The sequence below is a fragment of the Streptomyces sp. NPDC041124 genome (assembly GCF_055592385.1).
In genome coordinates this window covers 142,933-163,255 of the sequence record NZ_JBVIYR010000007.1, presented here as the reverse complement: position 1 = coordinate 163,255, position 20,323 = coordinate 142,933, and the positions used below count along the sequence as shown (strand labels likewise).

The following is a 20,323-nucleotide window of genomic DNA, read 5'->3' as shown; positions in this document are numbered from 1 at the left end:
GTCGATGGCCTCCCCGGTCGCTTCGCGGCACGGCACCCGGGAGCCGGCCGGCAGGGGCGCGGCACGCAGGCCCGGCGGTTCCGGCCACGGGCGGGCTCGGAGCGGCGGTCGCCATTCCCTTGGGCGGGCTCGCTACCGCCGCCGCCGCGGCCATGGGCGGGCAGGAAGCCGTCGCCGTTGTGGTCGCTGACCGGTCCGGAGCCGCGCCGGTCGTGCGGGGGCCGGGTGGGAGTGGGGCGGGAAAGGGTGCGGCCGGTCATGTCAGTCGCCTCCCCGGTCCCGCAGGGACGTCACCGGGGCCGCCCGGCGCAGCGCCAGGACGGCCGTGATCAGGAGCGGGGCCGCGGCCACGGTGGTCAGGAGGACGGCCACCCGCAGCGGGGGCAGTTCCACCAGGACCTGCGGCACCGGGCGGGTCGCCTCCGAGGTCAGCATGATCAGGGGGATCACCGCACGTGCCAGCACCGCGCCGAGCAGCGCACCCACCGCCAGCGCCAGACCGACCAGGACGCCGTGCTCGAGGAGCACCACCCGGGCCAGCCGCCGCCGGGACGCACCGAGGGCACGCAGGACCGCGAACTCGGCGGAGCGCTCACGCAGCGACCCTGCCGCGCTCACCGCGAACCCGACCGCCGCCAGCGCCGCCGCCGCGAGGGCCGCCCCGCCGAACGCCGTACCGGGACCGGCGCCGAACGGGTCGTCGCGCAGCCCGACGGCGATCTCGTCCCGCACCACCACCCGGGACGGGTCGAGGTCCGGCCGGGCACGCAGCGCCCCGGCCACGCGCTCCGCGTCACCCGGAGCGGTCGCCAGCCACCACTCGTTCGGCGGCAGGGACTCGTGCCCGCGCGCCGCGAGCACCCGGTTGACGGACCGCAGGTCGACCAGCAGGGCGCCCCCGTCGTCCTTCCCCCCGCCCGACGGCGTGGACGGCAGCGACCGCACCGCCCGCACGATCCGCACCGGCACCGTGTCCGCGCCGATCCGCACGTCCATCCGCTGCCCGGGACGGGCGCCCGTGGAGTCGAGGTAGCGGTCCGTGGCCACGGCGGTGACCTCGGACGCCGCCGGCTGCGGGATCCGGAGGCCGATCGTGAGCGGGGAGGCCTGCCACATCAGTTCCGGGTCGAAGTAACCGGTCCCGTAGGTGATGGTCGCCGGATCGCCCGGCACCGGGCGGGGCCGGGTCGGGCTCGTGTCCTCCTCGGGGCCGGGGAGCGCCCCGTCCGCCCGGGCGGACAGCTCCCAGGTGTCCGGCAGCCGCAGGGCCCGGTCCCGGCCGCCGCCGTCCGTGGCCGTCAGCGCTCCGAGGGTGAACCGGTGGCGTTCGGCCTGCCCGGCCGGCTGCAGCGAGTCCAGCCGCAGCCCGGTCAGGGTCAGCTCACCGGGGGGCGCCTCGGCGGCGGCCGCGAGGTCGAGTACGAGGTCGTGCGGCCGGCCGTCGGGGGACAGTGTGCCGAAGGCGAACGTGTGGGGGATGCCGGTGGAGTCCTCCACGGTGGCGGTGACCTCGACCGCGGTCTCCGGGCCCGCGCCGGCCAGCCCCGCCGTCAGCGTCAGACGGTCGGTGCCCGCCGGCACGCGGACGCCCGCCGTGCCTCCCCCGGGCGGCAGCGGGGCCACCAGCGTGCGCATCGGCACCGGCGTCAGGTCGGGACGCATCAGCACCGTCCGCGCCGCGTGCGCGGTGTCCAGCGCGAGCACGGTCGCCGTCCGTCCGCCGGACAGCGGCACCGTCGTACGGGCGGCTGGAGCGGCCGCCCGCACGCCGGGGACGGCCGCGTACGCCTGAGTACGGCCGAAGCCGCCCTCGGCGGTCACTACCCGCACCCGCGCACCGGCCCGGAAGTCCGCCTGGTCGTCCTGCGAACGCTCCCACGAGGAGCCCTGGCCGATCGCCAGCATGCCCAGCGCCACGGCGAGCACCAGCAGCAGCATCGGACCGGCCCCGCGCATCGGCCTGCGGCTGAACTGCCAGCCGGCCAGCGCTCCCGGCAGCCCCCGGCCCGCCGCGGCCCGCCGCTCGGCCAGCCGCGCCGCGGGCGGCAGCAGCCGCAGGGCCAGCACCGTGCCGGCGAGCAGTGCCAGCGCCGGGGTGACCACGAGCAGCGGATCGACACCGGCGTCCTCACCGACGGCGCCGGACGGCCGGTGGCTCAGCTGCCAGTACGCCACACCGGCCACCGCCAGCAGCCCCAGGTCCGCGCCCGCGCGCACCACGCCGGGCAGCGGCCTGGCCCGGCCGGTCGGGAAGGACGAGGTCAGAGCCGGAACCGTGACGGCCAGCGCACAGCCCAGCGCCACCCCAGCCGACACCAGCCACACCGTGCCCTGCCCGGCGACGGCGGCGACGGACGCGTCCAGCCGCAGTCCGATCCGGGCCAGCGCCCCCTGCCCGGCCAGCAGCCGGGTCAGCGGGCCCGCCAGCAGCGGGGCGCAGGCCGCCGCGGGCACGGCCAGCAGCAGCGCCTCCAGCGCGGCGAGCCGGGCCACCTGGGCGCGGGAGGCGCCGCGGGCCCGCAACAGCCGTGTCTCGCCGAACCGTTCGGTGCTCAGCAGGCGGGCCACCAGCAGCAGCGCGCAGCCGGAGAGGAGGGTGAGCTGGAGGGTGATGATCAGCAGCGTCGAACGGGAGACGACCAGGGAGCGCTCGATGCGGTCCAGCACCGCGGGCAGCTCCGTCGTGGCGGTCGCGGTGCCGCCCAGGGCGTCGGCCTTCGGCAGGGCGGCGGTGCCCTCGCGGGCGGCCTCGCGCAGCGCGTCGATCCGTTCGGTGGTCACCGAGGAGAAGTCGGCCGTCGCCAGCCATCCGGACGGGCCGGTGCTGACCCGGTCGCCGGTGAACACGGAAGGGTCGGCGAGCAGTGGGCCGTATGTCGTGAAGTGGAGTTCGACGATGCCCCGGCCGCCCAGCTCGTCCAGCCGCCAGTAGGGGGCGGCCGTGTCCGCCGGGCGGTAGACGCCGGTGACGCGGATGCGCGCCGGGGGGCCGTCGAGGCGGTCGGCGAGGGTGAGGCGGGCACCCGGTTCCAGGCCGAGGGCCTTGGCGGCCCGCTCGGGGAGGGCGGCCTCGATCTCCGTGCCGGAGGTCTTCGCGGGCATGCGGCCGGCGGTGACGCGTATCTGCGTGGGGTCCAGGGCCGCGAGGTGGGTGAGGTCGGGTTCCTCGCCCGGGGCACGCCGGTCCGGGGGGCGGAGCGGGCCGGGGAGGGCGTACGGGCCGGAGCGGGTCAGTGTGCGCAGGGTCACCGGCAGACCGTCGAAGGCGGCTCGAGCGCCCTCGCGCACGGCGGTCTCGGCGGCGGCACGGCGGTCCGCGGGGACCTCGGACTTGACGGTGAGGGTGGTGTCGGCGGGGCTGCCGGGGTGCGCCAGGGCGTGACGCAGGGAGGCGTCGCCGATGGTGGTGGAGTAGGCGGTGAGGGTGGCGAGGACCGCCGTGGTCAGCACGACCGTGAGGAGGGCGGCGGCGAGGAGGGGGCGGTGGGTGCGTGCGCGGGCGAGCACGAAGCGTGCCGGGCTCACTGCGGCAGTCACCCAACCCCCCGTGGTTGTCCGGCCCTGCCGGTGATGTTGTCAGAGGGGAGGGTCGGAGGTAACCGGGCGGTGTGCGGACTTGACCGGATCGTGATCGGAATGCGGAGGCGTGCGTTCGGAATGTGACCGTGGTGCGACCGCGGAGTCGGCCCGGTCCGGCCGCTGCGTCGCCCCGGCCCGGCCTCGGCGTCTCCTCAGTCCGGGGAGTTGATCATCGAGGCGGCCGCGTAGGTCAGGTACTTCCACAGCGTCTGCTCGTGTTCCTCGGGCAGGCCCAGTTCGTCCACGGCGTCCCGCATGTGCTTGAGCCACGCGTCGTGTGCCGCGCGGTCGACCTTGAACGGGACGTGGCGCATGCGCAGTCGCGGATGGCCGCGGGTGGCGCTGTACGTGGTGGGGCCGCCCCAGTACTGCATGAGGAACAGGACGAGGCGCTCCTCGGCCGGGCCCAGGTCCTCCTCGGGGTACATCGGCCGCAGCAGCGGATCCTCGGCCACCCCCTGGTAGAAACGGTGGACGAGCCGGCGGAAGGTCTCCTCCCCGCCGACCTGCTCGTAGAAGGTCTGCTCCTGAAGCGTGCCGCGCCGAATCTCTGTCACGCGGTCCATGGTCTCAGACACCACGGCGTAGGACTCAAGCCCTAAGTACTGTGGAGACATGGGCGGCCAGGGCCGTGAGGCGCTCGACCATCTCGCCGAGGACGCGCGGGCGGCGCTCGTGCGGGAGATCGGCGCGAGCGGGGCCTTCGACGCCGACCCGGTGTGGCGGGAGGCGTTCGCCGCCGTACCGCGGCACCTCTTCGTGCCGTACTACTACGTCGGGGTCGTCGGCGGATACGAACGCCGGTGGGGCGAGCACCCCGACCCCGGCGCCCGCGAACTGTGGCTGCGCGGCGCGTACGAGGACACCCCGCTGGCGATCCGGCTGCGCGACGGCGAACTGCTCTCCTCCAGCAGTCAGCCCTCCCTCATGGCACTGATGCTGGCCGGCCTGGACGTCCGGGACGGGCAGAAGGTGCTGGAGATCGGTACCGGCAGCGGCTACAACGCGGCTCTGCTCGCCCACCGGCTCGGCGACGACGGCCTGGTCACCACCGTGGACCTCGACCCGGAGATCACCGAGGCGGCCCGCCGGCACCTCGACGCCGCCGGACACCGGCCGGCCGTCGTCACCGGCGACGGCGCGCGCGGAGTGCCGGCGCACGCCCCCTACGACCGGATCATCGCGACCTGCGCCCTGCCGTCCGTCCCGCGTGCCTGGCTCGCCCAGAGCCGCCCCGGCGGCCGGATCCTCGCCCCGTTCGCCACCGGCCTGCTCGCGCTCACCGTGCGTGACGCCGGCCACGCCGAGGGACGTTTCCTGCACACGCCCGCCTACTTCGTCCCGCTGCGCGGCACGGGCCGTGCGTGGGTGGAACCGCCGGACGTGGAGGGGCTGCCGGGCGCGGCCCTGGGCAGCGACGTGTTCCGGTTCCTGCTGGCGCTGACCGCGGGCGCCCTCGACCCGTGGGAGGCGTACGAGGTGTGGGAGAGCGAGGGCAGGCCGCAGCGCGAACGCTACGGCCTGACCGCCGACGCCGAGGGGGAGCGGGCCTGGCTGGACGACCCCGCGGGGCCGTTCGTCTGGCCGGTTCCCTCTCCCTAGTGCCTGTCCGCCGGCCGCTCAGCCCCGGCGGATGGTGATCGTCGTCCAGGCGCCCACGTGGACGCGGTCACCGTCCTGGAGGGGGACCGGGACGAACGGCTGGATCGGCTCGTCCGAGCCGTTGACCGTCGTGCCGTTCGTCGAGTTCTGGTCGACGACCGCCCAGGTGCCGTCCGGCTGCTGGACCAGCACCGCGTGCTGGTGCGAGACGCCCGGGTCCTCCGGTGGCGTGGACAGATCGATGTCGGGGGTGTCGCCGGTGGAGTGACGGCGGCGGCCGATGGTGATCTGGTTGCCGGTGAGGCGGCGCTGCTGCTCGGGGGAGTACGCGGGCAGGTTCAGACCCGCGGCCTCGGGGCCGGAGCGGTGCATCATCGCCATGAAGTACTCGCGGTCCGGGCCGATGGTCGCGGTCCAGGTGGCGGGGCCCTGCGGCCGGCCGGGCTGCTGCGGGTACCCGCCGGGTCCGGGCGGCGCCTGGGTGCCGCCGGGCTGCGGATAGCCGTAACCGCCGTGCGCGCCGGGGCCGTTCGGACCGCCGGGGCCGCCGGGGCCGCCGGGGCCGCCGGGGCCACCGCCGTGGCCGCCCGGTCCGCCGGCCGGCGGGGGGATCACCCAGTCGTCGTCACCGCCGCCGAAGGACGGTCCGCCCGGCTGCGGCCGACCGGTGTCCTGCGGGTACGCGGGCGGGGCCGGAGGCCCGGGCTGGAACGCCTGCGGGGCGCCGGGACCACCCTGGCCGCCCGGGCCGTTCGGACCACCGTGACCGCCGGGCGGCCCTCCGGGACCTCCGGGGCCGCCATGACCTCCGGGGCCGCCATGACCTCCGGGGCCGCCATGGCCGCCGTGGCCACCATGACCGCCCGGTCCGGGCGGGGGCGGTACCGGGCGCGAGGGGTCGCCGCCGAAGCCGGGCGGGCCCGGCGGGATCGGCTCGGCGGGACGGTTCACCTGGGAGGGACGCGAACCCTGGTAGTCGTAGGAGTCAGCGCCGCCGTACGACGGGCCGGGCTGCTGCTGGAACGGCCCGCCCTGGCCGGGACCGGGGGCCGGCGGACGCGGGGCGGCCGGGGTGTACGAGGTCGCCGTGTTCGTCAGGAAGTTCCACCGGCACTCCTCGCAGAACGGCGCGCCGCCCTCACGCGGCGTACGGCACTGAGGGCACAGCTCGGTCGGGCCACCGGGACCACCGGGGCCGCCGTAACCGCCGCCGGGGCCTCCCGGGCCGCCGGGCGGCGGGAACCCGTAGCCGCCACCGCCGGGCGCGGGCGGCGGGGGAGGAGGTGGAGGCACGGCACCCGCCATGCGGTGACCGCACACCTCGCACCAGTCGTCGGAACCCGACTGGTGTCCGTTCGGGCAGGTCGGCATGTCGGCGCTTCCCCCTCTCCTTGTCCGGCCGGATCGGCCGGATTTCTCCCACCCCGAGGGGTCAGGCTCGATTGTTTCCGGTCACTTCTTTACACGAACAGTCTTGGTGGACCGAGTCTCGAGCGTCATCTCGTCGGCCTCCTCGACCTTCGCCTTCAGTCGCACAGTACCGGTCGCGGCGTCGACCACGTCCACCACCTTCGCAAGCAGTTTCGCAGTATCCGCGTTGCCGGACGCACTGGCGAGCTGAACGGCACGGCCCAGTTTGGCCGTTGCTCCGTCGATATTCCCCACTTTGCGCAGGTCGAGTCCTTCCTGGATGACTTCCGCCAGTTCGGCCTGACCGGTGTAGTGGGCGACCTGGGGGTTGATCGACGTCGAGGCGGCCATGTCGTCGGTCCACACGGCCCGTACGAGACCCTGCGCGCCGAGGTTGCGCACCTCCCCGTCGGGCTGCGGGACGACCAGGGAGAGGCGGGCGGCCAGCATCTCCCGGCCGATGCCGGCGGGCGGGACCTCCACGCAGACGTGGTAGTCGCGCGACTCGTCCCCCCAGGAACCGAGCGGGTAGTCGCCCGCCCTGGGGCCGGACTCGGTGCGGCGCCCCGTGAGTTCCTCGACCGTCGGCGCGACCTGTTTGACGAACTTCACGGTCGTGCCGACCGGGGTCCACAGCCGCAGCGAGACGTCCGCGACCTCCTTGCCCATCGCCGTCTCCATCATCTGCGTGAAGTCCGCGGCGAGATGGGCCGGGTCGGCGACGATGTCGGCGGTGCCGAGCAGCGCGGAGGCGATGCCTGTGACTTCTTTCACTTCCCAGTCGGTGCCCACTCCGCGGGCGTCACAGGTGAACCGGCCCGCGCAGGCGTCCAGGGCCGCCTTCAGGTCCTCGGGCGACTCGTGCTCGTTACGGCCGTCGGTGAGCAGGATGCCGTGCCGGATCGCCACGTCCGCCGACGCCAGCAGCCGGTCGGCGAGACCCAGCCAGGTGCCGATCGCCGTGCCGCCGCCCGCGCTCAGCTTCCGCAGCGCCTGCTTGGCCTCCTCGCGGGTGGCGGCGTCGGCGACCGCCAGGGAGCCGCCCCCCGGGTACACCTCCTTGGCCACGTGCGTGCCGCCGACGACCGCGAAGCGCACGCCGTCGCGCAGGGTGTCGATCGCGGCGGCCGTCGCGTCCCGGGCGTTGCGCATCTTCGTCGACGGGTAGTCCATCGAGCCCGAGCAGTCGACCATGAGCACCACGGCCGCCGACGGCCCCTCACCCGGTGAGAAGAGGTGGGGCGCCGTCACCGCGCTGCCGATGGTGCCGCCGCCCGTCGCCGTCACCGTCACGATGGCGTTGACCTCGCGGCCGCCCTCCGGCAGGTACTCGTTCTGGTAGACGTCCACCGAGAACTGCGGCACGTTCGATTTCGACAAGATGGCCATGCCTGTTCGATCCCCCTCGGATGCCCCGGCGGCGCGGGGCGACGACGGATGACGGACCGGTCCCCTCCGGTCCGTCGAGGCTTCCCCGCGGGAGCCCTCGGGAGGCTTCCCTCACGCGGCCTCAGGCCGATCCTGCCCCCTGGGGGACGGCAGGGAACGGCACGAGGGCCACTGTTACGTTGTCGTGGCCCCCGCCGTCGAGGGCGTGACCGATCAGGACCCTGGCACTGTGCAGCGGGCGCGCGGCGGCGTCGGCGGGCACGGCCCCGGCCATGTCGTCGGCCGACTCCGCGTAGTTCCACAGGCCGTCCGTGCAGACCACGACCACCCCGGGCCGGTCCGGCTTGAAAGCCGCGGTGTGCGGTTCCAGCTCGTAGGCGTCGGCGCCGAGCCAGCCGGTGATCGCGTGGGCGCGGTGGTCGGCGTACGCCTCGGCCTCGCCCATCAGGCCGGCGGCGACCATCTGCGCGGCCCACGAGTCGTCCTCGGTCAGCCGGGCCGCCGGCGCGGAGCGGTCCACGGGGACCCAGTAGGCGCGGCTGTCGCCGACCCAGCCGACGACGAGCAGGCCGGCCGCCACCACCGTGCCGACGATCGTGCACGCCGGGGCGTTCTGGTGCGGGGCGTGCTCACGGGCGGCCGGGGCCGGCTCGTCGGCCAGCGCGTTCACCGCGTCGGAGGCGGCGATGATCGCGTCGTGCATCGCCTGCTGCGGATGGGTGCCGCGCGGCAGGGCCGCCAGCAGGGAGTCGGTCGCGGCGCGGGATGCGGCCAGGGACGCCTCGTCGGGGCGGGTCGCCGAGGAGACGCCGTCACAGACGATCGCCACGGAGACGGGCGAGCCGTCCGGCAGCGTGGTCGTGCCGATGCCGAAGGCGTCCTCGTTGCGGTGGTGGCGCAGACCGCGGTCGCTGACCGCGGCCAGGGGGCCGCATTCCTGTTCCATGTGGTCCCGTTCGCGCGGCTGGGCGTGGCCGCAGTTCTCGCAGTAGCCGTCGTCGTCCACCCTGCCCGCGCGGCAGGCCACGCACACCGTGCCGCCGGCGGATGCCTGCCGCTCCGGTGCGGCGGTCACCCGCGGGTCGGGCGCCTGGAGCGGGTACTCCTCGGCCCGCGCGGGCTCGTGGCCACCGTCGGGACGCCCCTGGGGGGCGGGTGCCGGGGTCGCGTCCGGCTGCGCACGGCGGTCGAAACGCACACCGGACGACGCGGCCGGCGGGGGAGGAGGGGGTGGCGGCACGGGCCCGGCCTGGGGCGGGGCGGCGGCCACAGGGGCGGCCGGAGCGGCGGGAACCGCCGGAGCGCCCGGCCCGCCGGACAACGGGGAACCGTCCGAGTCCGTCCCGGGCACGTCCGTCGGCTGATGGGTCGGCGGCCCGTCGACGGAGCCGTCCGGCCCGGGCGCGGGCCAGGCCGGGGCCGCGGGCGGCGCCGACGGCGTCCGGGGAGGCTCCGCCGACGCCTGGGGCGGCACCGAACCGTTGAGGGCGATCGTCGGCTCGTCGTGCGGCCGTGCGGGCACCACCGACAGGTCGTATCCGCACGCACCGCAGAAACGATCACCCGACTCGAGGGGTTCCTCGCAGCTCGGGCACTTCGACAGAGCGGCCTGCTGAGGCATCTGCGACATCAACTACACCCACGTCCGGGGGCGGTAACGATTGGCACGTTCCACCAGGTCGATCCTCTCCTCGCCGCTGGACGCCAGCCGGGCCAGCGTCCGGTACGAACGCTCCAGGCCGAAGCGCAGGCCCCGCTCGTCCAGGCCGCTGCCGAGCAGCGTCCGTCCCCCGGCGGCGGAAGGGGCGGAACCCTGGCCCCCGGAGAGTACCCAGTCCAGCCCGCAGCCGAGGACCTCGGCCGACAACAGCTCGCGCCGTGCCGGATCCAGACCGTACGCCTCCAGGGCCTCGACCTGCCCCGCGGCGGCGGCCAGGTCGTCCAGGAACGGTATGTCACCGGGGGCCGCCGCGCGCCCACGCAGCCGGGCCCGCACGGCCGCCACCCGGGCGGCCGTGTAGTGGATGGAGGACTCGGGCACCGACTCCAGCGTCCGTACGGCGCCACTGCGGTCCCCGGCCGCCAGCCGCACGCGGGCCAGCCCGAACGCGGCACTCACGTAGCTCGGGTCGGTCGACCACACCAGGCGGTAGTACTCGGCCGCGTTGTCCAACTGGCCCAGCACCTCCGCGCACAGGCCGAGCGCCAGCTTCGGCGCGATCTCACCCGGGAAGGCGTCGTAGATCGCGTCGAAGGCGAGCGCGGCGCCTTCGTGGTCGCCGGTGACCAGCGCGGTCACGCCCCGGTACCAGACCACCCGCCAGTCGTCGGGGTCCCGCTCCTCGAGCGCGCGCAGCGCCTGAAGCGCCGTGGACCGCTCGCCGGTCTCCAGCCGGGCGCGGATCTCGCGCAGCCGGGTCTCCGCCGACGGGGCCGGCGCGGCGGCCAGCGCGTTGATCAGCTCACCCGGCGCGGACGTCAGCAGGCCCGCCAGGAGACCGGCGTTGGGGTCGGCGGGGTGGACGTGCGGCACGGGGAGCGCGAGGGCCGCGCGGGCGCAGTCGACGGGCTTGACGACGGCGGGAGGGGCCGTGGCGGGAGCGGCGGTGCCGCCGGCAGGGGGGAGCGCGGACTTCCCCCTGCGGGGGCGCGGCGCCCTGGTGCCCAGACGGGACACGTCCCCGTTCAGCGCCGGGAACAACTCCGGGTCCGTCACCCGCAGTTCCGGTCCGAACAGGGTGGACAGCGCTGGGCGGGCCCGGCCCGACTGGAGCGAGACCACCTCCCGCAGCACACCCGTCAGCTGCTCGGTCATCTCCTGCGCGGAGGCGAACCTGCGGGCCGGGTCCGGATCGGTGGCGCGCACCAGCAGCCGGTAGAACGACTCGTACTGCCGGAAGACCTCGATGGTGTCCGGGTCCGGCAGCGAGTCCACGAACACGTTCGTGTAGCCCTGGAAGTCGAACGTGAGGACGGCGAGCGTACGGGCCACCGTGTACAGGTCGGACGCCACCGACGGGCCCGCCTCGGCGACCTCGGGCGCCTGGTAGCCGATGGTGCCGTAGATGGCCGACTCGTCGTCGTCCATCCGGCGCACCGCGCCCATGTCGATCAGCTTCAGCTGGTCCTCGGTCTGGATCGCGTTGTCGACCTTGAAGTCGCAGTACAGCAGGTTCCGGCTGTGCAGGTGGCCGAGCGCCTCGAGCGCCTCGATGCCGTACGCGCACGCCTGCTCCACCGGCAGCGGGTCGCGCCTGCCCTCCGGTGTGCGGCGGGCGTTGGCGATCTCCTTCAGCGACTTGCCGCCCAGGTACTCCATCACTATGTAGCCGTCGAGGGAGCCGGTGCGCTGGTCCAGGTGCTCCACGAAGTTGTAGATCCGCACGATGTTGGCGTGCTCGATCTCCGCGAGGAAGCGCCGCTCGGAGATCGCCGCCGCCATCGCGTCCTGGTCACCCGTGTCCAGCAGGCCCTTGAGGACCACCCAGCGGTCCGACACCGCCCGGTCCACGGCGAGGTAGATCCAGCCCAGACCGCCGTGCGCCAGACAGCCGACCACCTCGTACTGCCCGTGCACCACGTCCCCGGAGCGCAGCTTCGGCACGAACGAGTAGGGGTGACCGCACTTCGTGCAGAACCCCTCCGTGCGCCCCGGTCCGCCGCTGCGGGCCCGGCCCACCGCCGCCCCGCAGTCCGAACGCGAGCAGAACCGCTTCCGCTCCGGCACCTCCGGGTTCTCCAGCACCATCCCGCGCGGATCGGGACGCGGGATCGGCGGCACCTGCACCAGCCCGGCACCCAGACGGCCCCGGGTGGAGGAGCCGGTGCCCGCCCCGGAACTGCGCACCGACACCGAGCGGCCGGAGGCCCGGCCCGACACCGAACGGGAGAGCCGCCCGGAGACCGAGCGCCGGGACTTCGACGACTGCGACGACGTGCGCGAGCTGCGGCCGCTGCTGCGGTCGCCGCCGGACCGTCCGCTGCCCGACGAGCCGCGCGAGTCGCGGCCGCCCGCCGTGATGCCGGTCGGGGGCGAGGCGACCAGCCCCGTGGGCGACACCACCGGGGCGAGGCCGCAGGTGTCGCAGTACAGCTCGCCACCCCCCACGTCCTCGTACGCGCCCCCGCACTCGGGGCGCTGACAGGCGTGTGCCGCCTGGCCGGCCCCCGGCGCCTGCTGCTGTGGCTCGCTCACGACCCCGCCTCCCCCTGCTCGCTCATGCGCCCGGCCCCCTCCGGTCGTCGGGCCCGCCCTGGCCCGGCACCCGGGGGGTGCCGCCGAGCAGTTCCGCGGCCGCCTGCTGGTAGCGCAGCACCGCCTGCTCGGCGGCGCGCAGATCGCAGGGCGCGCTCCACAGCATGCGGCGCGCCTTCTCGTACCGCTCCACCAGCAGGGAGTCCTCCGCGAGACCGTACCGGGCCACCTTCGCCTTGTACGCGTCCAGCCGGCCGCGCAGCTCCGCACGGACCGCCAGCGGTGCCGTCACCGCCGTCAACGACTCGCGGGCGCGCAGCAGTTCGTCCTCCGCCTTCTCCTCCAGCGACTCCAGCAGCGGGGACAGACGGTGCCACTGGGCGTGCCGGCGGTACTCGGCGGCCGTCGACAACTGCTCCTGGAGCGCCGTCGGCGGCCCGCTCACCACCGGCACCTCGGTCGCCGCGATCTTCGCCAGCACCTCGCCGCGCGCGGTACGCGCCTCGGCGAGCGTGCGGTCGGCGCGGGACAGCACGTCACGCAGCCGCACGATGCGCTTCTCCGCGTCCTGCCGGACCGTCAGCACCGCGTCGATCTCGCGCCGTACGTCCTCCAGCGCGCGCGCCTCACGGTCGTAGACCGTGGTGTCCGGCCGGCCGCCGCCCGGCGCCGAACTGCCCTGCGCCGGCCGCCAGAACGCCAGCGGGTCGGACACCACCTGCTCCCGCAGCCTCGTCAGGGTGCGGGTGATCCGCTCCAGGTCGTCACCCGCCGGATGCTCGCCCGGGCGCACACCGACCGAGTGCGCGAGTTTGCTCGTGCGATGGAGCTCGGCGGCCAGGAGATCGATCCGGGCGGGCAGCGCCGACCACACCGCGTCCGCGGCCACCACCATGTCCAGTGAGGTCGCGTACAGCTCGTTCATGCGGTCGACGAGCGCCGCGAGGGAGTAACGCTCGCTGAGCCGGGCGGGGTCGCCGTGGAGGGCGGGGGTGCCCGCCGTCGCCGACGCACTGCCCGCCAGCGTCACCGACTCGCCGCGCAGCAGCTCCGTCAGCTCCACCAGGTCCTCGCGGCTGGACCAGCGGCGGCGGGAGCGGATGTCCCGCGCGGTGCGCAGGGCGTCCGTGTACGCGTCGAAGTACGTCCACAGCAGCGTGATCGCCGCCTCCGTGGCCTTCCAGCGCTCGGCGGTGAGCCCGGTGAGCCGCGCGCCCTCCAGGAGTCTTCGGCCCGCGTGGTCCTGCAGGGCGAGGAGCGAGGTCTCGACCGCCTCGTGCTCCGCGCCGAGCCGCGCCAGCGCACGGTCCACCTCGTCCCGGTCCAGCACCGGCCCGGTGGGATCCGTGTCGGCCATCGATCACCTCTCGCTGCGGGGTTGTCGCGGGTGTGGGGAATCTCGGGGGTGTGGGGGCGGTCCGGGGTGGCGGGTGGTGGGGTGAGGTGGCGGGTGGTGGGCTGGGGGGGGTCAGCTCTTACGCAGGTACTCGGGGGCCGGGGGCTTCGACGCGGCGGAGTTCCGGCCCAGTGTCGCCGACAGCCAGTTCGCGTACGAGGACTCCCAGCCGTCGGCGGTGTCCTGCCGGAATTCCACCAGGATCTGATTGACCCGGCGGACCAGGTCGTCCGCGTCCTTCTTCATCGCCACGCCGTAGTACTCGGTCGTGAAGGCCGCGCCCTTGAGTTCCACCGTCGGATCCTGCGCGGCCTGGCTGGCCGCGAGCGCGCCGTCCGTGACCACCGCGTCCACCTCGCCGAGCTGCAGACGCACCAGGCAGTCCAGCTGGTTGGGGACCGTCGTGCTGATGTCGGCCGACTCCGGGAGCCGGCCCGCCTTCCGGTCCGCGTCCAGCGTCGAGTACGCCGTGGAGCCCGTCGCCGTGCATATCTCCCGGTCCGCCAGACTCGCGTCGTACCCGGTGACCGGCGAGGACTTCGGGGCCAGGACCTGCTGGCCCGTCTTGAAGTACGGCGCGGAGAACGCCACGTCCTGGATGCGCGCGCAGTTGATCGTCATCGTACGGACGACCATGTCGACCCGGCCGGCCTTGATCGCCGGGATGCGCTGGTCGGTCGGGATCGCCTTGAACTGCACCGCGTCGCGGTCGCCGAGTATGTCCTCGGCGATGCGGTGCACCAGGTCGATGTCGAAACCCTCGAGGGTGCCGCTCACTCCGCTGTTGGGGTCCCGGTAGCCCCAGCGGTAGCTGTTCTGGTCCACACCGACGATCAGCTTGCGCTTCTCGCCCTGGCGGCTCTTGATCGCCGCGATCGTGGGACCGTCGGCGGCGGAGGGGGACAGGGTCTGCTTCTCCGGGGCCGTGCAGTCCGCGTCGTCCTGCGCCCGTTCGGCGTGGGAGACGGTCTCCCCGGTGGTCTTCACCGGGTTGCGGCCCTGGGAGCCGGTGCAGGTCAGGACGAGGGCGAAGACCAGGGCCAGGGCGCAGGCCGTCGCCATCGCGCCCACCCCGCCCCAGCCCTTGGGGCGGATCCGCGGGTGTGGTGCGGTCATCCTCGGCGCCTCCTTCGGCCCGAACGCTCCCTGCGGGGCCGGCTCGCGGGTGTTCATCGGTACTCCGACAGCCTGCGGCCGATGCCCAGGACAGCGCCGGCCGCGCCCAGCACCGCGCAGGCCGCCGCGCCGAGCGGCAGGCCCGTCAGCGCGTCCCTGCCGTCGCCCGCCGCCCGTTCGAACTCCGTCTCCTCGTGCGCCAGCGCCGCGGCCAGGTTCTTGTCGACGCTGTCGAAGCACTCGCCCGTCGCGCCCTCCGCGCCGATCACCATGTCCAGCGCCTGCTGGTAGTTGCCGTTCTCGTCCTGCTCGCGCGCGGCCGCGTGACGCTTCTTCCACTCCGTCATGTCGCTCACCGCCGAGGTGACCGGCTTCGCGCCGCTGTCGTCGTCCGCGAGCCGCTCGGCCGCGGCCAGGCCCTTGGCGAGGGTGTCGATGTCGCGCCCGAAGTCGTAGTCGTACGCGTCGAACGTCTCCTCCCCCACCTTCTTCGTCTCGGCGCCGCGCGCCACCAGGGTGAGGTTCTCGTTGCCCCTCGCCTTCAGCGAGGCGATGCGGGCGTCGTGCAGGACGTCGAGCGAACGGACGCCGTGGTCGTAGGAGTCGTTCAGGTGCGAGCGGGCCAGGGTGTGGCCGGCCGTCAGCCAGAGCATCACCACGGCGGCGGTCACCGTCGCCGCGACCAGGCCGTGGTTGAGTACGCGGTGGGTGCGCAGGTAGGTGCGGCGCTGGGCCCAGGCGAGGGCGGCGAGCGCGAGGACGCCGAGGGCGATCGCGGGCCAGGGGTAGGGGGTCGCGTCCGCGTAGTCGGAGCGCAGGCGCTGGTTCTCCGTGGTGTACAGCTTCTCCGCCGCCGGGAGCATCTCCTGCTGCATCTTCTCGTTCGCGTAGCGCAGGTAGGCGCCGCCCACGGGGTAGCCCTGGCGGTTGTACGTGCGGGCGCGCTCCACCAGGCCCTTGTACTCGGGAAGCAGGCGGTTGAGTTCGGCGATCGTCTTCGCGGAGGACGAGCTGGGTTCCGAGTTGGCCGCGGCGTTGACGAGTTTGGCGGCGGCGGTGCGGATGTCGTTCTCGTAGCGGTCCCGCGAGGCGGCGGTCTCCTGACCGCCGGCCAGGAAGCCGCTGGACGCTGCGGTGTTCGCGTCCGCGAGGGAACGGTAGATGTCGGCGGCGTCGGAGGTGAGGGGCTGGCTGCTGGTGAGGACGTCGTCGGCGGCCTCGGCCCTGTCGGTCATCTGCCAGGCCGTCACCGCGCCGAACGCGAGGACGAGCGCGGCGAGGACCGCGCCGATGATGCGGAGGCGGCCGGGTTCCGTGGTGGCGGCCCTGCGGAGGCGGTCCGCGCCCTCGGCGAAGGCGGTACGGCGGGGGGCGGGGGGTGGTTGTGGTGCGGGGGCGGCCGCGGGGGCGGGGGTGCGCTGCGGTGGCACCGCCGGCAGCGCGGGCGCGGCGTTGCCGCCCGGTGGCGCCGGGCTGTGCGGCGTGTGTGTCACTTGACCTCCCCCATGGTCACCCGTCCGCGGCCAGTATCGCCGCCGCGACTGACATATGCACCGGCCTTGGCTCGATCTTGAGCCGATTGCAGCCCGATTGCCGGAAATTCCGCCCCTCACCGTCCAGGCCCTGCCCAGGAACACGTCGGGGAATCCGGTTCGGTTCCAGGGGGGTTGGGCGGTGTGCGGGTGGAGTGCCGTGTGCGGCGTGGTGGGCGGATGCCTGCGGGTTGCCCGCGGCGCGGTGGGCGGGGTGCCCGCGGCGCCGCTGTCCCTGCGGTGGGGGTGCGCGGCGGCACGGGTGGGCGCGACGGCACCCCGCCCGCGCCGGGCTGCGCGGACACTCCACGGCCCGCACCCCACCCCGGGCGCCGGGAGAGTACCGGGGTGCACGACCCGTGGCGCCGGCCACCGAGCCCGCGCCGGGTGCGTGACCCGCACCCCTACCCCTCGTAATGCCCGCGCAAGCGGTCGTACGCGGAGGCCGGCGCCGCCAGCCCGTCCAGTCCCAGCAGCCCCGCCCCCAGCACGGGACTCGCCGTGACCAGCCGGGGCACCGCCTTCGGTGCCCGCTCGGCGAGGAGGGCGTGGACGCGGTCGTTCAGCAGGGGGTGCCGCGCGGCCAGCACGCTCCCGCCCAGCACCACGGGCGTCTCCTCCTCCAGCAGGGACAGCCGCGTCAGCGCGACCACCGCCATCGTGACGATCTCCTCGGCCTGCCGTTCGACGATCGCCCGCGCGACCCCGTCGCCTCCCGCCGCCGTCGCGAAGAGCACCAAAGTCAGCTCGTGCCGGCGGGCTTGCGGTACGTGCCCCAGGTGCAGTGCCGCGATCAGCTCGGGCATGCCGGACAGCCCGAAGTGCGCCGGGAGCGTGCCCGCGAGGGCCGTGGGCCCGCCGCGCCCGTCCGACGCGCGGGCCGCGTGCCACAGCGCCTCCTCCGCCAGCGCCCAACCCCCGCCCCAGTCACCGGAGATGCGTCCGACGGCGGGGAAGCGGGCGGTGCGCCCGTCGGGGCGCATGCCGACGCAGTTGATGCCCGCGCCGCAGACGACGGCGACGCCCCGCGGCTCGGCGACGCCCGCGCGCAGGATCGCGAAGGTGTCGTTGCGCACCTCGACGGACCCGCCCCAGCCGCGCGCGGCCAGCGCCGCCGTCAGCTGTTCCTCCTCCTGGGGCAGGTCGGCGTTGGCCAGGCAGGCCGTGACGCGCAGGACGGCCTTGGTGCCGGCGTGGGTGAGGGCCCGGACGACGGGATCGGTGAGGGTGTCCATCGCGGTGTCCAGACCCACCGCCGGGGGACGGAAGCCCTTCCCGCGGGCCGTCGCGAGCACCGCCCCGTCGGACCCGATCACCGCCACGTCCGTCTTGCTGTTGCCGGCGTCGATGGCGAGGACGCCCGCGGTCAGGCCCACGGGAGGTACTCCCGGTTGTGCGCGACGAGTTCGTCGGTGAGCCGGTCGGCGTACGCGTACTGGCCGATCAGGGGGTGGGCGAGCAGGGCGCGGAACACGCGGTCCCGGGTGCCGTGCAGGGCCGCCTCCAGGGCCAGGTCCTCGTAGGCGGTGACGTCGGCCATCAGGCCCGCGAAGAGGGGGTCGACCGGGGCGACGGGGAGCGGGTTCGCGCCCTTCGGGCCCGCCGTCGCCTGGACTTCGATGACGGCGTCGTCGGGGAGGAAGGGGAGGGTGCCGTTGTTGTGGGTGTTGACCACCTGGTGCGGGGAGCCCGCACCGCGGAGCAGGGCCGCCGCCAGGTCCACCGCCGCCTCCGAGTAGTAGGCGCCGCCCCGCTGGGACAGCAGGGCGGGCTTCTCGGCGAGGGCCGGGTCGGCGTACAGGGCGAGGAGGCGGCGTTCCATGTCGGCCACCTCGGCGGCCCGGGAGGGCTTGGTGCGCTGTTCGCGTACGACCTCGTCGTGTGCGTAGAAGTAGCGCAGGTAGTAGGACGGGATGACGCCCAGGCGGTCCAGGAGGGGGCGGGGGAGGCGCAGGTCGGCGGCGATCGTGTCGCCGTGGGCGGAGAGGAGGGCGGGGAGGACGTCCTCGCCGTCGGGGCCGCCGCCCCGGCGCACCGCCGTCTCCCAGGTGAGGTGGTTGAGTCCGACGTGGTCCAGGTGGATGTCGGCCGGGTCGGTGTCCAGGAGCGCGGCGAACTTGCGCTGGAGGCCGATGGCCACGTTGCACAGGCCCAGTGCCTTGTGGCCGGCCCGGAGCAGGGCACGGGTGACGATGCCCACGGGGTTGGTGAAGTCGATGATCCAGGCGTCCGGGTTGGTCCGGCGGACGCGGTCGGCGATGTCGAGGACGACCGGGACCGTGCGCAGCGCCTTGGCCAGGCCGCCCGCGCCGGTGGTCTCCTGACCGACGCAGCCGCACTCCAGGGGCCAGGTCTCGTCCTGCTGCCGGGCCGCCTGACCGCCCACCCTGAGCTGGAGGAGGACCGCGTCCGCGCCGTCCACCGCCGCGTCCAGGTCGGCGGTCGTGGTGAGGGTGCCGGGGTGGCCCTGGCGGGCGAGGATGCGGCGGGAGAGGGCACCGATCAGGTCGAGGCGGTCCGTCGCCGGGTCGGTGAGGACCAGCTCGGTGAGGGGGAGGGTGTCTCTCAGACGGGCGAGACCGTCGACGAGTTCTGGGGTGTAGGTCGAGCCTCCGCCGACCACGGTGAGTTTCATGTCGTGTCTTGTGTCCCTTCACTCCGGTGAGGGTGACGCCCTCGACGCGTGCCTTCTGGGGGAGACGAGCAGGAGGATCACGGGGCCGTGACGCACGGACGCGGTTCAGCGGGAGGTGTCGAAGACCTCGTCGCGGGTGGTCGCCAGCGCGCTCTCCAGCGCGCCGCGCAGCACGGGGTGTTCGCGGACGTCGCCGAGGACGAGCCGGGGGCGGGGGGCTGCCAGTTCTTCGAGTTCGGCCTGGACCAGGGCGCGCAGCACCTCGCCGCCCGAGGTGAGGCCGCTGCCGCTCAGGACGACGAGTTCGGGGTCGAGGACGGAGACCAGGGAGGCCAGACCGGTGGCCAGGCGGGTGGCGTAGGCGCGCAGGAGGCGGTGAGGGGGATCGTCGTCGGGCGGGGACGCGGCGGCGCGTTCGAGGAGGGCGGCCGCCTGCTCGGTGTGCGGGCCCGGCGGGATGCCGTCGATGCCCAGCTCACGGGCGAGCCCGGGCACGGCCTGGGCGCCGGCCAGCTCCTGGAAACCGCCGCTGTTGGTCCTGGCGACGTGGCGGACCAGGGGAGCGCCGGGCACGGGGAGGAAGCCGACCTCGCCCGCGCCTCCGGTCCAGCCCCGGTGCAGCCGGCCGCCCAGCACCAGGGCGGCGCCCAGGCCCTCCTGGTTCCACAGCAGGACGAAGTCGGTGTGGTCGCGGGCCGCGCCGAGACGCTGCTCGGCCAGGGCGACCAGGTTGACGTCGTTCTCGTACTCGAACGGCATGGGCAGTGCGGCCGCCAGTTCGCCGAGCAGCGTCGGGGAGTGCCAGCCGGGGAGGTGGGAGGCGTAGCGCAGCCGGCCGGTGTTCGGGTCGAAGGCGCCCGGTGTCCCTATGACCAGGTGATGGATGTCGAGGCGGGACAGTCCCGCCGCCTTCACCGCGCCGTCCAGGGCGTCGGTGACCTGCTGGACGACGGGGGTCGCGGAGCGGCGGCCGGGGGTGGGCAGCTCGTGCCGGCCGACCGTGCGGCCGGTGATGTCGGCGACGGCGGCGCGTATCCGCCGGGGGGTGACGTCCAGCCCCGCCGCGTGGGCGGCGGCCGGGTTGACCTCGTACAGCTGGGCGCCGGGGCCGGGGCGGCCCTCGGTGGTGCCGGTGGCGAGGACCAGCCCGGCCGCCTCCAGGCGGGCCAGGAGCTGGGAGGCGGTCGGCTTGGACAGGCCGGTCAGCTTGCCGATCCGGGTGCGGGACAGCGGGCCGTGCTCGAGCAGGAGGTCCAGGGCGGTGCGGTCGTTCATGGCGCGCAGCACACGCGGGGTGCCCGGCGTACCGGCGGTTCCGGCCACGGGGTGCGACACCTGCCCTTCTCGGACTGCCCAGCCTGTCAGCGACCGGTGCGGGACGTCCGTCCCGGGAGCGGTCGGCGCACTGTCAGGAAAGTTTCCTGTCGGACGGGGAGGACGGTAGGCCGGTGCGGAAGGGTCGTCAAGGG

General features: G+C 74.8%; 13 protein-coding genes. 1 reads left to right on the top strand and 12 read right to left on the bottom strand.

From position 1 onward, the window contains the following. Window positions 1–261 precede the first annotated feature (261 nt). Window positions 262–3,537, bottom strand: a complete 3,276-nt coding sequence (locus tag ACZ6A9_RS20335) for an ABC transporter permease (protein ID WP_468987409.1) — start codon at window positions 3,535–3,537, stop codon at window positions 262–264. Window positions 3,538–3,731: 194 nt separating this feature from the next. Beyond that, entirely contained in the window at window positions 3,732–4,145 is a 414-nt protein-coding gene (locus tag ACZ6A9_RS20330) for a globin (RefSeq protein ID WP_468987408.1), read from the bottom strand. Between the two features lie 49 nt (window positions 4,146–4,194). On the opposite strand from ACZ6A9_RS20330, the gene ACZ6A9_RS20325 reads away from it, so the two are divergent. Continuing rightward, window positions 4,195–5,181, top strand: a complete 987-nt coding sequence (locus tag ACZ6A9_RS20325) for a methyltransferase domain-containing protein (RefSeq protein WP_468987407.1) — start codon at window positions 4,195–4,197, stop codon at window positions 5,179–5,181. Window positions 5,182–5,199: 18 nt separating this feature from the next. Here the strand turns inward: ACZ6A9_RS20325 and ACZ6A9_RS20320 are convergent, their stop codons facing one another. The 10 genes from ACZ6A9_RS20320 to ACZ6A9_RS20275 form a co-directional block, all read right to left on the bottom strand. Continuing rightward, window positions 5,200–6,552 carry an FHA domain-containing protein gene (locus ACZ6A9_RS20320; protein WP_468987406.1) on the bottom strand — a complete coding sequence of 451 codons (1,353 nt, stop codon included), beginning with the start codon at window positions 6,550–6,552 and terminating at the stop codon, window positions 5,200–5,202. Window positions 6,553–6,633: 81 nt separating this feature from the next. Next, entirely contained in the window at window positions 6,634–7,980 is a 1,347-nt protein-coding gene (locus ACZ6A9_RS20315) for a vWA domain-containing protein (RefSeq protein ID WP_468987404.1), read from the bottom strand. Between the two features lie 121 nt (window positions 7,981–8,101). Beyond that, a complete protein-coding gene (locus tag ACZ6A9_RS20310; protein ID WP_468987403.1) occupies window positions 8,102–9,610 on the bottom strand; it encodes a PP2C family serine/threonine-protein phosphatase in 1,509 nt (502 codons plus the stop codon). A 3-nt stretch (window positions 9,611–9,613) separates the two neighbouring features. Further along, window positions 9,614–12,175, bottom strand: coding sequence for a serine/threonine-protein kinase (locus ACZ6A9_RS20305; RefSeq protein WP_468987401.1), 2,562 nt, complete (start codon window positions 12,173–12,175; stop codon window positions 9,614–9,616). Window positions 12,176–12,197: 22 nt separating this feature from the next. Continuing rightward, complete coding sequence (locus ACZ6A9_RS20300; RefSeq protein ID WP_468987399.1) at window positions 12,198–13,532, bottom strand: coiled-coil domain-containing protein; 1,335 nt, start codon at window positions 13,530–13,532, stop codon at window positions 12,198–12,200. Between the two features lie 111 nt (window positions 13,533–13,643). After that, on the bottom strand, window positions 13,644–14,687 hold the full coding sequence (locus ACZ6A9_RS20295) for a glutamate ABC transporter substrate-binding protein (RefSeq protein WP_468987397.1): 1,044 nt from the start codon (window positions 14,685–14,687) through the stop codon (window positions 13,644–13,646). A gap of 53 nt (window positions 14,688–14,740) precedes the next feature. Next, complete coding sequence (locus ACZ6A9_RS20290) at window positions 14,741–16,180, bottom strand: hypothetical protein (protein WP_468987395.1); 1,440 nt, start codon at window positions 16,178–16,180, stop codon at window positions 14,741–14,743. 443 nt (window positions 16,181–16,623) lie between these two features. Beyond that, entirely contained in the window at window positions 16,624–17,595 is a 972-nt protein-coding gene (locus tag ACZ6A9_RS20285; protein ID WP_468987393.1) for an N-acetylglucosamine kinase, read from the bottom strand. Then, entirely contained in the window at window positions 17,586–18,854 is a 1,269-nt protein-coding gene (locus ACZ6A9_RS20280) for a 6-phospho-beta-glucosidase (protein ID WP_468987392.1), read from the bottom strand. The genes ACZ6A9_RS20285 and ACZ6A9_RS20280 overlap by 10 nt, the downstream gene beginning before the upstream one ends. A 105-nt stretch (window positions 18,855–18,959) precedes the next feature. Continuing rightward, on the bottom strand, window positions 18,960–20,177 hold the full coding sequence (locus ACZ6A9_RS20275) for an ROK family transcriptional regulator (RefSeq protein ID WP_468987390.1): 1,218 nt from the start codon (window positions 20,175–20,177) through the stop codon (window positions 18,960–18,962). Window positions 20,178–20,323 lie beyond the last annotated feature (146 nt).

Excerpts from the sequence above, each read along its gene's own strand:
- ACZ6A9_RS20295 (WP_468987397.1), bottom strand. The coding sequence starts at position 14,687 with ATGACCGCACCACACCCGCGGATCCGCCCCAAGGGCTGGGGCGGGGTG.
- ACZ6A9_RS20280 (WP_468987392.1), bottom strand. The coding sequence starts at position 18,854 with ATGAAACTCACCGTGGTCGGCGGAGGCTCGACCTACACCCCAGAACTC.
- ACZ6A9_RS20315 (WP_468987404.1), bottom strand. The coding sequence starts at position 7,980 with ATGGCCATCTTGTCGAAATCGAACGTGCCGCAGTTCTCGGTGGACGTC.
- ACZ6A9_RS20325 (WP_468987407.1), top strand. The coding sequence starts at position 4,195 with ATGGGCGGCCAGGGCCGTGAGGCGCTCGACCATCTCGCCGAGGACGCG.
- ACZ6A9_RS20300 (WP_468987399.1), bottom strand. The coding sequence starts at position 13,532 with ATGGCCGACACGGATCCCACCGGGCCGGTGCTGGACCGGGACGAGGTG.
- ACZ6A9_RS20320 (WP_468987406.1), bottom strand. The coding sequence starts at position 6,552 with ATGCCGACCTGCCCGAACGGACACCAGTCGGGTTCCGACGACTGGTGC.
- ACZ6A9_RS20310 (WP_468987403.1), bottom strand. The coding sequence starts at position 9,610 with ATGTCGCAGATGCCTCAGCAGGCCGCTCTGTCGAAGTGCCCGAGCTGC.
- ACZ6A9_RS20330 (WP_468987408.1), bottom strand. The coding sequence starts at position 4,145 with ATGGACCGCGTGACAGAGATTCGGCGCGGCACGCTTCAGGAGCAGACC.